The sequence below is a fragment of the Allobosea sp. genome (assembly GCF_017308015.1).
In the GTDB taxonomy this organism is placed as follows: domain Bacteria; phylum Pseudomonadota; class Alphaproteobacteria; order Rhizobiales; family Beijerinckiaceae; genus Allobosea.
In genome coordinates this window covers 205,139-219,971 of record NZ_JAFKFW010000004.1, presented here as the reverse complement: position 1 = coordinate 219,971, position 14,833 = coordinate 205,139, and the positions used below count along the sequence as shown (strand labels likewise).

The 14,833-nt window shown below is 67.4% G+C and carries 9 protein-coding genes; 4 read left to right on the top strand and 5 right to left on the bottom strand.

All coding sequences use genetic code 11. From position 1 onward, the window contains the following. Positions 1 to 136: 136 nt before the first annotated feature. From J0I42_RS05385 to J0I42_RS05370, 4 genes are all read right to left on the bottom strand, one after another. Positions 137 to 445 carry an RNA-binding S4 domain-containing protein gene (locus J0I42_RS05385; protein ID WP_291653496.1) on the bottom strand — a complete coding sequence of 103 codons (309 nt, stop codon included), beginning with the start codon at positions 443 to 445 and terminating at the stop codon, positions 137 to 139. A 21-nt stretch (positions 446 to 466) separates the two neighbouring features. Further along, positions 467 to 3,766, bottom strand: a complete 3,300-nt coding sequence (locus J0I42_RS05380) for a helicase-related protein (RefSeq protein ID WP_291653494.1) — start codon at positions 3,764 to 3,766, stop codon at positions 467 to 469. 306 nt (positions 3,767 to 4,072) lie between these two features. Next, positions 4,073 to 4,492: a MerR family transcriptional regulator gene (locus tag J0I42_RS05375; RefSeq protein WP_173049320.1), complete on the bottom strand. Its 420-nt coding sequence runs from the start codon at positions 4,490 to 4,492 to the stop codon at positions 4,073 to 4,075. Between the two features lie 95 nt (positions 4,493 to 4,587). Next, positions 4,588 to 5,562: a KpsF/GutQ family sugar-phosphate isomerase gene (locus J0I42_RS05370; RefSeq protein ID WP_291653492.1), complete on the bottom strand. Its 975-nt coding sequence runs from the start codon at positions 5,560 to 5,562 to the stop codon at positions 4,588 to 4,590. Between the two features lie 149 nt (positions 5,563 to 5,711). Here J0I42_RS05370 and J0I42_RS05365 point away from each other — a divergent pair, with 149 nt between their 5' ends. Continuing rightward, positions 5,712 to 7,244, top strand: coding sequence for an outer membrane beta-barrel protein (locus J0I42_RS05365; protein WP_291653490.1), 1,533 nt, complete (start codon positions 5,712 to 5,714; stop codon positions 7,242 to 7,244). A gap of 45 nt (positions 7,245 to 7,289) precedes the next feature. Here the strand turns inward: J0I42_RS05365 and J0I42_RS05360 are convergent, their stop codons facing one another. Beyond that, positions 7,290 to 9,131: a M3 family oligoendopeptidase gene (locus J0I42_RS05360; RefSeq protein ID WP_291653489.1), complete on the bottom strand. Its 1,842-nt coding sequence runs from the start codon at positions 9,129 to 9,131 to the stop codon at positions 7,290 to 7,292. 205 nt (positions 9,132 to 9,336) lie between these two features. Here J0I42_RS05360 and J0I42_RS05355 point away from each other — a divergent pair, with 205 nt between their 5' ends. The 3 genes from J0I42_RS05355 (at position 9,337) to J0I42_RS05345 (ending at position 14,833) form a co-directional block, all read left to right on the top strand. After that, positions 9,337 to 10,833 (top strand): sigma-54-dependent transcriptional regulator, encoded by a 1,497-nt coding sequence (locus tag J0I42_RS05355; RefSeq protein WP_291653487.1) that lies wholly within the window; start codon positions 9,337 to 9,339, stop codon positions 10,831 to 10,833. Positions 10,834 to 10,938: 105 nt separating this feature from the next. Beyond that, on the top strand, positions 10,939 to 12,855 hold the full coding sequence (locus tag J0I42_RS05350) for a L,D-transpeptidase family protein (RefSeq protein WP_291653485.1): 1,917 nt from the start codon (positions 10,939 to 10,941) through the stop codon (positions 12,853 to 12,855). A gap of 178 nt (positions 12,856 to 13,033) precedes the next feature. After that, positions 13,034 to 14,833, top strand: coding sequence for a peptidoglycan L,D-endopeptidase MepK (locus J0I42_RS05345; protein WP_465247641.1), 1,800 nt, complete (start codon positions 13,034 to 13,036; stop codon positions 14,831 to 14,833).

Here is a 14,833-nt window from a genome sequence, read left to right as displayed (position 1 = left end):
CATAAACCCCTGCCCGGCGCAGGTTTCAAGGCCGTTCTCGTGATCTCTTGCAGAACGTTCTGTCATTCGGGAGGCCCCGTGGAGAAGTTTTGCTCCCGGGCCCGTTTTCGCGCCTGCCGGCCGACACGGCGGGAATTTAATCCTCGTCCCCGGTCTCCGCAAGCGACGCATCGCCGCTGCCGGCGTCGAGCCGCTCATAGAGCTGCTGGGCAACCGTGAATGAGCCACGCCGCTCGGCGAAGCCGAGGACCCTGACCACGACCGTCGCGTGCGGCAGGGCGAGCGTCAGCACCACCCCGACCTTGATGCCCTGCGCCGGGTTGTCGCATCGGCGTCCCTCGATGCGGACATGCCCGTCCTCCACCAGGCGCACGGCGGCCGGGCGGTTGCGGGCGAAGCGCGCGAACCAGAGCCATTTGTCGAGGCGCTGACGACCGTCCTGCAAATCGTGCGCGCCTCCCTGCTCTCAGTTCTTGCTGCCTTCGAGCTGGGCCTTGAGAGCCGCGAGCTTGGCGAAAGGCGAATCCGGATCGGGCTCGCGATTGGCCGGGCGCGGACGCGGCGTCTGCTGGAAGCGCTCAGCACCGCCCCGCTCCTCGCGACGCGGGCCGCCGGGACGGCCGTCACGCTTGAAATCGGGACGCGGACCGCGATTGCCCTCTGGACGATCCTGCCGCTGCGGCCGGTCGTCCCGGCGCGGACGCTCCTGACGCTGCGCCGGGGTCCCCTCGCCCGCGGCAGCAGCCGGCCGGTTGTCCGTCCGCCCGTCACGGCGCGGACCACCGGGGCGGCCCTCGCGCTGCGGCCGGTCGCCGCCACGGCGCTCGCCACCTTCGCGACGCTCACCGCCTTCGCGGCGGCCACGTGGATTGCCATGCTCCGGCCGGCGTCCGCCCTGATGGCGATGCGGGCGCCAGACCTCGATCAACTCGGGCTCGGCCGGCGCGGCCTCGACCGCAGGGGCCTCATCGGGAGCGGCTTCGCCGGAGACCGTCTCCTCGGCCGCAGCGCTCGGCAGCGCGACCAGTGCGTCGGCCGGCACCGGCTCGCGCGCCACGTCCAGCTCAGCCTCGGTCAGGATCGGCGTATCCGGCGTCTCGACGGCAGGCGCTTCGACGACAGGCGCCTCGCCCTCGGCCAGCTCGTCCGCATTCAGCGCCGTCGCCGGCTCGCTCGGACCTTCGGCCTCGGCGGTGACTTCAACAGCTTCACCCTCCGCAGGAGCCGCTTCCGCTTCGCCAGCAACGACAGGCTGCGCCGGCTCGGTCGCGGCCGGCGGCGGCGCCAGCGGTACGGTAATCGCAGGCCCCGGACGCTTCACCGAGACATAGCCGAGCGAACGCAGGATCGAGGCGAAATCCTCGCCAGCGCAACCAACGAGCGAGGTCATCGCGCCAGTAGCGACGAAGCCGTCCTGATCGGCAGCGCCGGCGGGAGGCGTCCCCTGCGTAACACCTGGACGGTAGGCGATGGCCGGGCGGATCAGGTCGGCAAGGCGCTCGAGGATATCCACGCGCACGGCCCGCTCGCCGCAGACGCGGTAACCGGCGGCACGGTAGAGCCCCTTCGGCACGGCCTTGTCGACCGGGAAGGAAGTGCGCCCCGAGGCGGCGAGATGCGCGATATCGTCGAGCCCGGCCGTCTCCGGCCCGCCATGCTTAAGCGCCCAGAGCTGGGCGGCAAGCGCACGCGGCGCCGGCTTCAGCAGCGCCGGCATATAGATGTGGAAAGCGCCGAAGCGGATGCCGAGCTGGCGCAAGGCCGCGCGGCCTTCCTGGTCAAGCGCCTTCATCTCCTCGCCGACCTTCGAGCGTTCGAGCACGCCGAGCGCCTCGGCCGCCTGGTAGGCGATGCCGCGCGCTATACCGGTGACGTTCTCGGCCACTTCGAGAATCTGCACGGCGCCGAGGAGCTTGGTGATGTGATTCTTCAGCCAGAGATTGAGCCGGGCCTCGACCTGCTCGCGCGCGGGACCGCCGAGATGCTCTTCCACCAGCAGGCGCAGCCGCGGCTCCAGAACCTTCTCGCCGGCGGTGAGACGCGCCACCGGCTCGCCGGTCCATCGCACCAACCCGTCATGCGACAATACGAAGGCATCGTCGCCGGCCAGCACGACGCGCGCCGCCCGGGCCTCGATCTCGGAGCCGAGCGCCTTCATTGCCGCCAGGTTCAGCGCCTTGACCTCGGAACCGCCGGCCTTCGGATCCGCCGTGAAGCGGAAGCCCTGCAGCATCCCCACATGCTGGCCCTCGACGAGCACGTCGCCCGTCGCGGTGACCTCAGCCTCCAACATCGCATTCTCCCGCAAGCGGCGCATCAACACGCTGGTGCGCCGATCGACAAATCTATGGGTCAGCCTCTCGTGCAGAGCGTCCGACAGCTTGTCCTCTACAAGACGAGCCATGCCCTGCCAATGCTCTGGATCAGGCAACCAGTCGGGACGGTTCGCAACATAGGTCCAGGTCCGGACCTGCGCGATCCGCGCCGAGAGCGTATCGATCTCGCCATCCATGCGGTCGAGCGCTGCCAATTGCGCCGCATACCAGTCGCTGTCGAGCCGCCCATGGCGCATCAATCGCAGATACAGGGTTGTCGCGAGATCGGCGTGCTGCATCGGCGAGATCTTGCGATAATCGGGCAGTCCGCAGACCTCCCAGAGCCGCTCGACCGCTGCGCGTCCCTGCGCCAGCTTCGCGATATCCGGGTCCCGCGCCAAAACTTCCAGCGTCGTCATGTCCTCGGCGATCAGCGCCCGCGTCAGCCCTTGTTCGGAAGGCTGAAGGTTCAGCGTGTCCAGCAAACCGCCGACCGAGCGCAGGTCGAGATCGGAATTGCGCCACTGCATCTGCCGGATCGGCTCGAAGCGGTGATTCTCGATCGCCTCGACCAGTTCCGCATCGAAAGGCGGGCAGCGCCCGCTGGTGCCGAAGGTGCCATCGCGCAGATGCCGCCCGGCCCGCCCGGCGATCTGGCCGAACTCGGCCGGGTTGAGCTTGCGATAATGATGCCCGTCGAACTTCTTGTCCGCGGCGAAGGCGATGTGGTTGACGTCGAGATTGAGCCCCATGCCGATCGCGTCGGTGGCGACGAGATAATCGACATCGCCGGACTGGTAGATCTCGACCTGGGCGTTGCGGGTGCGCGGCGAGAGCGCGCCCAGCACCACGGCCGCCCCGCCCTTCTGTCGGCGGATCAGTTCGGCGATGGCATAGACCTCCTCGACCGAGAAGGCGACGATGGCCGAGCGCGGCGCCAGGCGCGTGATCTTGCGGTCGCCGGCGAAGGTGAGCTGCGACAGGCGCGGGCGCGTGACGACGTTGACGCCGGGCATGAGCTGTTCGATCAGCGGCTTCATCGTCGCCGCGCCGATCAGCATGGTCTCGGCCCGGCCACGCCGGTTCAGCAGGCGGTCGGTGAAGACATGGCCGCGATCGAGATCGGAGGCGAGTTGGATCTCGTCGATGGCGACGAAATCGACGGCGAGATCACGCGGCATCGCCTCGACCGTGCAGATCCAGAAGCGCGGCCGCTCGGGTTTGATCTTTTCCTCGCCGGTGACCAGCGCGACGGCCTCGGGGCCGACCTTGTCGACCACGCGCTGATAGACCTCGCGCGCGAGCAGCCTCAGCGGCAGGCCGATCATCCCGGTCGGATGGGCAACCATGCGCTCGATGGCGAGGTGGGTCTTGCCGGTATTGGTCGGGCCCAGCACGGCCGTGACGCCATTGGCGCGGGCGGCGGGCGGCAGCGAACGGAAAGGAAGCAAGGCGAGGGAGCCGATCAAATCGCCCGCCCATGCGGGCGGGAGCGTGGACGGGGTTTAAACAGGTCCTAGAAGCGGACCGCGCAAGAACGAGTCTGGAACGAAGCGGGGCCGAATCGCTGACTCCGGCAGAATCGGGTTTTGTTCCCTTTTCGGAATCTGTCCCCTGGCGGCATGGGCCATGTCGTCATCGCGCCCTCCCGGATTGGCGTGGCGAGGCAGCGTTCGACGCCGCCCGGCATGAGCTCTATTTAAGCCTTTTCGAACCGGAGACGAGAGGCAAGGCAGAATTCGGGGGCGGCGTGCGCTTCAGTGATGGGCGTGGCTGCATTGCCCGTGATCGGCAAGCGCTTCGATGATCGCGCAGTCACAGGCCGCCACGCCGCCCGAGCAGGTCGTCGCGATCCGCTCCAGCTCCTTCTCCAGAGAGCGCAGCTTCGCGATCTTGTCGCGGACCTCGTCGAGATGCGCGACCGAGATCGCATGCGCCTCGTCGCAGGCCATGCCAGGCGTATCGGACAGTTTCAGCAATGTGCGGATGTTCTCGACCGCAAAGCCGAGATCGCGCGCATGCTTGATGAAGGCGAGCCGCTCGGCATGGCGCCGGCCATAGCGACGCTGGTTGCCCTCGGAACGCTCCGGCGGCGGCAAGAGCCCAACCTGCTCGTAATAACGGATGGTCTCGACCTTGACCCCGGTGCGATCGGCAAGCGCGCCGATCGGCATCACGCGGTCGATCTTGACGGTCGCGGTCATGACATCACCTGAAAAGCTATAGTTTCTATAGCTTCAGATAGTCCCACGCGATCTGTTTGCAAGCGTGATCAGGCGACGCCCATGGCAAGCAGGTCGTGAACATGCACGAGCCCGGCCGGGCGGTCCTCGGCATCAACGACGATCAACGCCGTGATCCGGCTGCGGTTGACCAGTTCCAGCGCCTCGACCGCCAAGGTATCGAGGCCGACGCGGCGGGGGTTCGCCGACATGATATCACGCGCCCTGAGCGAGACACCGCCGGCCATCGCCGTCTTGCGGCGCAGATCGCCATCGGTGACGACGCCCGCGAGCTTGCCGTCCAGGTCCTTCACCACGGCGCAGCCGAAACCCTTGTCGGAGATCATCGCGATGACGTCCGGCAGCAGCGTATCGAGCCCGATCAGCGGCAGTTCGGCGCCGCGATGCATGATGCTCTCGACGGTCTTGAGTTGCGCGCCGAGCTTGCCACCGGGGTGGTAGACGAAGAAGTCCTGCCGCGAGAAGCCACGCGCCTCCAGCAACGCCACGGCCAGCGCATCGCCGAGCGCCATCTGCATCGTCGTCGAAGTCGTCGGCGCGAGCCCGTTCGGGCAGGCCTCCGTCGCCTTGGGCAGGACGAGTGCGATATCCGCTTCCTTGCCCAGTGTGCTCTCCGCATTGGCGGTGATTGCGATCAATCCGACGCGGAAGCGGCGCGTATAGCCGACGAGCGCGGCAAGCTCGACCGCTTCGCCCGACCAGGACAAGGCGATCACCACGTCCTCGGGCTGGACCATGCCGAGATCGCCATGGCTCGCCTCGGCCGGATGGACGAAATGCGCAGGCGTGCCGGTCGAGGCCAGCGTCGCCGTGAGCTTGCGCCCGACATGGCCGGACTTGCCCATGCCGGAGACGATCACACGCCCGCTCGATGCCCGGATCATCGCGATGGCCTCGGCGAAAGGCCCCCCCAATCCATTCGCCAGTGCGTCGTGAAGTGCGTCGAGCCCGGCGCGCTCGGTGGCAATGGTGCGAAGGGCGGAGTCACGGATATCGGCTGTCATGGCCGGCGCTGTAGCACGGCTGCGTAAGCCATTTCCACCGCCTGCCGAAGCGTAAGGCCCGCGTTGACGGCTCCTTAACCCTGTTCGTTCTAACTCCGTTAACCATGCGCGCCACCCGCGCACCTGTCATCTGGAGCCCTGCGACGCCCGTGTCCGGCCGCGCGACGACCCTGCTTCTGTCCGGCACGGCACTGGCCGCGCTGGCAATCGCCTGCGCGAAGACACAGGCGCAGCAGATGCCGCGCGCCAGTCTCAGAACCGGCACGCCCACCTATGTCGCGCAACAGCCGGCAACGCCCCAGCCTGTCCTCTCGCCCGCGACAGCCGAGCCGGAAGCCATCCGCGATCCTGCCGGATTGGTCCAGCGGCAGAATTCCGCCGTCTCGGGGCGGCAACCGCCCCGTGCAAGCCAGCCCATTCAGGCGCCGGCCCTGCGCGGCGTCACCCAGCGCCAGTTCCGCCCGCCGCCACCGGCGGTGACGAGCATGCCTCCCCCACCTCCCCCTCCGCCGCCGCCACGCCGCCGCGCCGCGAGCGAAGAGGACCCCTATGCAGCCCTCGGCATCCGCCTGGGCTCGATCACGCTGCGCCCCGCGATCACAAGCGCGATCGGCTACGACACCAACCCACAGCGCACGTCGGCGGCGGGCACGAAGGGCTCTGCCTACAGCCGGCACGAGGGCGAGCTGGCTATCCAGTCGGATTGGAACGTGCACGAGCTCAAGGGCCAGTTGCGCGGCGGCTATCTCGAATTCTTCCGGGCCAAGGATGCCTCGCGCCCCGATGCCGAGGGCAGCCTCGACCTGCGGTTCGATGCGACGCGCGACACCCGCATTCTCCTGGAATCACGCCTCAAGCTCGACACGCAACGGCCGGGCTCGCCCGATCTGACCGCCGCCGTCACCGGTCGTCCGCAGATCTATCAGTATGGCGCCTCCGCCGGCGTCACCCACGACATCAACCGGCTGCAATTGACGTTGCGAGGCTCAGCCGATCGCAGCGATTACGAAGACGCTCGCCTGTCGAACGGCGCCGTGCTGTCGCAAAAAGACCGGAACATGACGCAGTACGGCCTGCGACTGCGCGCCGCCTACGAGGTCACGCCGGGCTTCAAGCCCTTCGTCCAGACCGAAATCGACCAGCGCGATTTCGACGAGAAGAGCGATTCCAGCGGCTATATGCGCTCTTCGAACGGCGTGACCGGACGCATCGGCTCGAGTTTCGAGATCAGCCAGCAGCTCACCGGCGAGGTCTCTGGCGGCTATCAGGATCGCAAATACGACGATACGCGCCTGAAGAACCTGCGCGGCTTCGTCGGCGATGCCGCGGTGCTGTGGTCGGCGACGCCCTTGACCACGGTGACGCTGCGCGGCGGCGCCGAACTCGGCGACACCACGATCGCCGGCTCTTCCGGCACGACCGTGCGGCGTGCCACGCTCGAAGTGGCACATGCCTTGCGCCGCAACCTTACCGTCACCGGCTTCACCAATTTCAGCCGCACCGAGTATGACGGCCAGGGCCTGCGCGAGGACTACACCAATGTCGGCGCGCGGCTCGAATACAGGCTGACGCGCACCTTCGCCGTCCGCGCGAGCTTCACCCACGAGCGCCTGAACTCAACGGCACAGGGCGCTGACTACACCGCCAACGTCTCGCTGGTGGGGCTCAGGGTGCAGTTCTGACGCAGCCGATCGTGGCCGGGACAAGCCCGGCCATGACGACCTGGCTTATTCCATCCCTTCGAGCTCGATGATCATGCCCTCGATCATCCGAAGCCCGATCTGCCAGAAACCGGGGTCCTTCGCATCGAGGCCGAAGGGCGCCAGCAGCTCGGAATAGGGCTTGCTGCCGCCGGCCGAAAGCAGCGCGAAATAGCGGTCCTGGAAACCCTCGGCGGCGTTCTGGTAGACGCCGTAGAGCGAGTTCACCAGGCAGTCCCCGAAAGCGTAGGCATAGACGTAGAAGGGCGAATGGATGAAGTGCGGAATATAGCACCAATAGGGCTCGTATCCGCTCGACACCCGGATCGCTGGACCCAGGCTCTCCGCCTGCACGCTCATCCAGATCTCGCAGAGCGCTTCCGGCGTCAATTCGCCCTCGCGCCGGGCCTCATGAACCTTACGCTCGAAGGTGTAGAACGCGATCTGGCGCACGACCGTGTTGATCATGTCCTCGACCTTGGCCGCCAGCATCGCCTTGCGCTGTTTCGGGTCGGTGGTCGAATCCAGCAGCTTGCGGAAGGTCAGCATCTCCCCGAAGACGCTAGCCGTCTCGGCCAAGGTCAGCGGCGTCGGCGCCATCAAGGCTCCGTTCGGTGCCGCCAAAACCTGATGTACGCCATGGCCGAGCTCATGCGCCAGGGTCATCACGTCGCGCGGCTTGCCCTGGTAGTTCAGCAGAACATACGGGTGCGCCGACGGTACCGTCGGATGTGCGAAGGCACCGGGCGCCTTGCCGGGGCGCGGCGCGGCGTCGATCCAGCGCTCGTCGAAGAAGCGCTTGGCGATCGCCGCCATCTCCGGCGAGAACGCGCCATAGGCGGAGAGCACGGTCTCGCGCGCCTCAGTCCAAGGAATCGTGCGCTGCTTGACCTGCGGCAGCGGCGCGTTGCGGTCCCAGAAATCCAGTTCCTCGCGGCCGAACCACTTCGCCTTCAGGCGGTAGTAGCGATGCGACAGGCGCGGATAGGCCTCGCGCACCGCGGCAACAAGAGCGTCCACCACTTCTCGCTCGACCCGGTTCGCCAGATGGCGGGAATCCGCGACATCCTCGAACTTGCGCCAGCGGTCGGAGATTTCCTTGTCCTTGGCGAGCGTGTTGGTGATCAGCGCGAAAATGCGCAGTTCCTTGCGGAACACGAGGCTCAGCGCCTCCGCCGCCTTGCGCCTGATCTCGCCATCGCTGTCCTGCAGCTTGTTGAGCGTAAGTTCGAGCGTCAGCTCCTCGCCATCGATCGTGAACCGCAGCGAGGCGATGGTTTCGTCGAAGAGCCGGTTCCAGGCGGCTGCGCCCGTGATCGACTTCTCGTGGAACAAGGCCTCGGTCCGGTCGTCGAGCTGGTGCGGCTTGTCCTTGGCGAGATCGTCGAGCCAGGGCTTCCAGTGCGAAAGCGGCGCCTGGTTCGCGACCTTCGCGAGGAGGGCGGGCTCGATCCGGTTCAGCTCAAGCTCGAAGAACAGCAATTCGGTGATCGCGGCGTTCAGCTTATCCTGCGTGTCGCCGTAGAACTTGGCGCGCTGCGGATCAGTGGTGTCGCCGGAATAGACGAGGCCTGCATAAGCGCCGATCCGGCCGAGCAGGTCGCTCAGGTTTTCATAGCTCTTCACCGCCGTGGCGAGGGCCTCGCTGCCGTCAGGCGCCGCCGCGAGTTCCGCGAGCTTGCCACGATAGCGGCCGGCCAATGCCTGCGCTTCGACGAGGCCGCGCTCGAGGTCCCCCTTCAACTCCGGGGTTTCGGTGCCGGGATAAAGATGGGTCAGGTCCCATTCCGGAAGATCGCCGATCACCTTCGCCGGCTTCGTCGCCCCCGCTTTTGTGCCGGAACGCAGGACGGTCTCATGAAAACCCATTCGCTCGATACCTTCGCGCACTGAAACGAGCCTCACCCTTAGGCCGGCGCAGGCCTGCCGATCAACGGCAGCCCGTTCACCATCTCGGCGACACGCCTAGCTTAAACCCCGCTTAACCCTTCTGGCCGACCATGCTCCAGAACGGAACAGGCGATTCCGCCGGTAGCCAAGATTTCTTTCATATTGCGTGGGCTTTCGAGGTGCCATGACAGACACCGTCCTCATCGTCGACGACGATCCCGTCCAACGCCGCCTGCTCGACGCCATGCTGAAGCGTTTCGGCTACGACGTGGCGACCGCCGAGAACGGCGAAGCGGCACTGACCCTGCTCGGCGCACCCGAGGGCGAGCGTTTCAGCGCGGTCGTGCTCGATCTCAACATGCCCGGCCTCGACGGCATGGGCGTGCTGGCGGCGCTCCGCGAACGCGGCTGCGAGACCCCCGTCATCGTCCAGACCGCCAACGGCTCGATCGAAACCGTCGTTTCAGCCATGCGAGCCGGCGCCGTAGATTTCGTGGTCAAGCCCGTCGGGGCCGAACGCCTGCAGGTTTCGCTGCGCAATGCGCTGAAGCTCGGCGCGCTCGAACATGAATTGCGCCATATCAAGCGCCGGGCCTCGAACACGCTGGGTTTCCGCGATCTCGCGACGAAGAGCCCGGACATGGCGCGTGTCATCAGGCTGGCCGAGCGCGCGGCGAAATCGAACATCCCGATCCTGATCGAAGGGGAGTCCGGCGTCGGCAAGGAGGTGCTGGCGCGCGCGATCCAGGGCTCCAGCGACCGCAAGGGCAAGCCTTTCGTCACCGTGAATTGCGGCGCGATCCCGCATAACCTCGTCGAATCCATCCTGTTCGGCCATGAGAAGGGTGCCTTCACCGGCGCGACCGAGCGCCATCTCGGCAAGTTCGTCGAGGCCAATGGCGGCACGCTCTTCCTCGACGAGATCGGCGAATTGCCGCTCGATGCGCAGGTCAAATTGCTGCGCGCCATCCAGGAGGGCGAGGTCGACCCCGTCGGTGGCAAGAAGTCTGTGCGCGTCGACATCCGCCTGATCTCGGCCACCAACAAGAGCCTGCTCGATCAGGTGAAGCGTGGCGAGTTCCGCGAGGATCTCTACTACCGCCTGAACGTCTTCCCGATCACACTGCCGCCCTTGCGCCAGCGCCGGGAGGACATCGCCGATCTCGCCCGCGGCTTCCTCGCCCGCTTCGCCGCCGAGGAGGGCCGCAAGCTCACCGGGCTCACTGCTGAGGCCGCCGCCCTGATCACCGGCTATGACTGGCCGGGCAATGTCCGCCAGCTCGAGAATGCCGTGTTCCGCGCCGTGGTCCTGGCCGACGGGCCGGAGCTCGACATCACCGAATTCCCGCAGATCGCTGCGCAGATGGACGGCTACGAGGTCCGCATTCCGCCAGCCCCCGCCCCGCTTTCCCGCTCCGAGGGGCAAGGCGAGCCGCCGCCGCGCATCATCCAGATGCCGGTGCGCGATCCCAACGCGCTCGACCTCGTCGCCGGCTCCGACATGCGCAAGCTCGATGAGCTCGAGCGCGAGATCATCACCTTCGCGCTCGCACATTACCGAGGCCACATGTCCGAGGTCTCGCGCAAGCTCGGCATCGGCCGCTCGACGCTCTACCGCAAGCTCAAGGATTACGGGCTGATCGAGAGCGAATCGAACGGCGACGAAACCGACGCGGCATGATCTGCGACTAACCGAATGGGGCGGTCTGTTGCGCCGCCGCATCTTGTCTCAACCAGCCGAGTCACGCAGGAATGGCGGTGTTCGGCAGCAATCGGGATAGCGACCATGCGTCCTCGCCATTGGGCGAAACTGACCTCGGCATCCGCCCTGGCCATCATCCTGGGATGCCTCCCGCCCCACGCCGAGACCCCTCTCAACACCGATGCCACATTGGGCATTCCGCTGCCCGAGCAGCCGGAGTTGAGGCTGTCCGATATCGCGCCACGTGTCCCCGCAGGGCACGCTGCGACCGCATCCGCCCATTCCGCCGATGCCGAGATCGTCACCGGGACGGTGACGCCCGGCAGCCGCCTCCAGGATCCGGCGAAGCAGGATGCCGCCGCTCCTCTCGACTCCACCGAGGAAGCGTTCACGCTCGACATTCCCGCGATCGACATGCCGGCCGCGGACCCGGCCCTGATCCCCGCCGCGAAATCACCCGAGCCAGTGCAGGATGCACCATCGACAGGTCCGTTGCGCACAGTCGAGCCTCTCGTGCCGCTGCCGGATGTGCCGAAGGTCGTCGTCGAGCTGCCGCCCGGCTCGGAATTCTCCGCCGCGATCGCCGCTGCCCTGCCGGATGCGTTGACGTTGCGCCGCCTCGGCGAGCGCGAGCGCAACGAGATCGTCGCCGCCTATCAGGCCAATGAGAATCGTCCCTTCTGGGTCGGCACCAAGGGCTGGAACGAGGCCGGCAAGAGCATCGCGACGCAGCTAGGCCGCGCCGGCGAGGACGCGCTGCGCCCGAACGACTATGCCCTGCCGGTGTTCGAGGCCAGCGACAAGGCCAAGCTCGCCGAGGCCGATATCCGTCTTTCGGCCATCGCCGTTCTCTATGCCCGCGACGCCCGCGGCGGCCGGCTCAACCCGCGCCAGCTCTCGAAGCTGATCACGCCTACGCTCTATCTGCCCTCTGCAACCGAGGTGCTCTCGGAAATGGCCGGCGCGCCTGACGCCGGCGCCGTGCTCGCCGCCTACAATCCGCCGCATGAGGGCTATCGCCGCCTCAAGGCCAAGCTCGCGGAGATGCGCGAGCATCTCGACGACACGCCGCTGGTGCGCATCCCCGCCGGCCCGCCGCTCAAGCTCGGCATGCGCGACGAGCGCGTGCCGCTGGTACGCGCCCGCCTCGGCCTGGGCCCCAGCGAGGAGCCGGTCTTCGACCGCTCGACCGCGCTCGCCCTGACCGATTTCCAGAAGAAGGCCGGCCTGCCGGCCAACGGCATCCTGAGCGAGCGCACGCTCGCCGCACTTGGCAAGCCGGCGAGCGCGCGTGGCGAGGAAGACATCATCGCCCAGATGGAGCGCTGGCGCTGGCTGCCGCCCGATCTCGGCACGGACCACATCATGGCCAATGTCCCGGAGATGCGCGTACGCGTCATCCGCTCGGGCAAGGTCGTGCACGAGACCCGCGCCATCATCGGCAAGCCGGAAACCGCGACGCCGATCTTTTCGCATGTGATGGACCACGTTGTCGTCAACCCATCCTGGTATGTGCCACCCTCGATCCTGAAGAAGGAATTCCTGCCCGGTCTCGCAGCCGATCCGGAATACGCCGCCAAGCGCGGCTATGTCGTGACCCGCACCAAGAGCGGCGGCATCTCGGTGCGCCAGCCGCCGGGCGAGCGCAACGCGCTCGGCTGGATCAAGTTCATGTTCCCCAACGAGCATGCCGTGTATCTCCACGACACGCCGAATCGCCGCCTCTTCACCGGTGCGCGCCGCGCGCTCAGCCACGGCTGCGTCCGCGTCGAGAACCCCTTCGCGCTGGCGGACCAGGTGCTCGGCCCGGAATGGACGCATGAGCGTCTGAAACGGTTGATCGGCTCGGGCGAGCGCCGGATCAACCTGTCACGGCCCCTGCCGATTCATCTGGTCTACAACACCATCGTCGTCGGCGATGACGGGCAGATCATCCGCTTCGACGACATCTACGGTTTCCACAGGCTGGTCCGACAGGCACTGGAGCAGCAGGGTGGCTGAACGCAAGTGCCCGTGGCGCGAGCACCTTTTCGCCATGATCCGTCTTTAGCCACCTTCAGCATGAAAATCTCGGCGTGGTGATTGCCGGCTCGCTAACGAGACGTTAACGCTTCTCCGCAACTGTTCGTTCACGTTTATCGCACCGCTTCGGCGGAGACACCGAGACGGGTCAGACAGATTGGGTAGGTCAACCGCCACGCTTGCAGGATGGGCGCAGTCCGGCACGAAGCCGACCGCGCGACAGGCGCTGGCGCTCGGCCTGGCCCTGGTCGCCTCGCTGGTCGGCATCCGCGGCACGCAGGATGCCGCCGCCAACGGCGATACCCGCACCATCACCATCCGGCATATGCACACGAAGGAGGAGACGACCGTCACCTTCAAGCGTGACGGCCGCTACGATGGGGCTGCGCTGGAAAAGCTGAACTGGGCCCTGCGCGACTGGCGCACCGACGAACCGACTCGCATGGACCCACGGCTCTTCGACGTCATCTGGGAGGTCCAGCGCCAGCTCGGCTCCGACCAGCCCTTCCACGTCGTCTCGTCCTATCGCGCGCCCGGCACCAACGCGATGTTGCGCCGCCGCTCGCGCGCCGTTGCCAAGCACAGTCAGCACATGCTCGGCAAGGCGATGGACTTCTACCTGCCCGACGTGCCCACCGCCCGCATCCGCGAGATCGGCATGCGGTTGCAGCGCGGCGGCGTCGGCTTCTACCCCAATGCCCATACGCCTTTCGTCCATCTCGATGTCGGCTCGGTGCGCTCCTGGCCGCGGATGACCCGCGATCAGCTCGTGCGCCTCTTCCCCGACGAGAAGACGGTACACCTGCCCGCCGACGGCCAGCCGCTCGCCGGCTATGAGCTCGCCAGGGCGGAGATCCTATCCGGTGGTGGTGCTGTCGCTGGCTATGCTGCTGCCGAGCTCGACGAGGGCGCCGTGATCGCGTCGGGCCGCAAGAGCCTCTGGGCCTCGCTGTTCGGCGGCGACGAGGAAGAGGCGGATGCCCGTCCGGCCGCGCGTGGCCGCCGCGCCGCGCCGCGCCAGCAGCCCACGGTCATGGCCTATGCCAATACCGGCAGTTACGGCGACGCCAACTCGCCGGACGGCGGTCGCCTTGCCGTCGTCCTGGGGCAACGCCCTGCCGAACCGGCGATGCGCTCCCTGACACGCGAGCGCTCGGAACGCCTCGCGCCGCAGGTCGACACCGCTCCGCCGCAGCCTGCTTCCGCCCCGCAAGCTCCGGCCCAGCCTGCCATCGCTGCAGCGCCGCAGCGCGGTCTCCAGGAAATCAGACCGCAACTGATCGACGCCCCGTTGCCGCTGGCACGGCCACGCGGCCTATCGCTTCCCGCGGATGACGGCGCGCCGGTCCAGATCGCCGCGCTGCCCGCAGCCGGCGGCGCCCTCGCCTTCGCGCCTCAGCCCGAGCAGAAGCTCGTGCTCGCCTCCCTGCCACCCCGTCGCCCCGGCGAAGTGGCCAGCCCGAGCGAAATCGTCATCGCCGGCCAGCCAACCAACGCCCCGCTGCCGCCAATGCGGCCGACCGCCCTTGCCGACGCAGCGATCGCCTCGCTTCGCGGCAGCGGCTCAGCCGAAACCTCTCTCGCCCAGGCTGCCGAAGGGCGCCTTGTCACCGCCTCGTTGCCGCCGGTGCGTCCGCGTGAGGGCGGCATCAGCTTCGCAACCGCATCCCAACGCTCCGTTCCGGTTCCAGAAGAGCCCGAAGATACCGCCGAGATGGATCGCGGCGGCCTGAACTCGCTGTTCGCAGCGGTCTCGCGTTCCGGCATCGCTCCCGGCAAGCCGGTCAATGTTGCGACCGCCCGCGCCCGGACGGCCGGTCCGTCCGGCGCGCCGATCGCCGGCCCGAGCCCCGCCGCGGCGCTGGGCTTCAGCCATACCGACCCGGTCGACGCCAAGCCCGGCTCCTTCAGCGGCCCGGCCGTCCGCCCGCTGCCGACGAATTTCGTCCAGAATTGA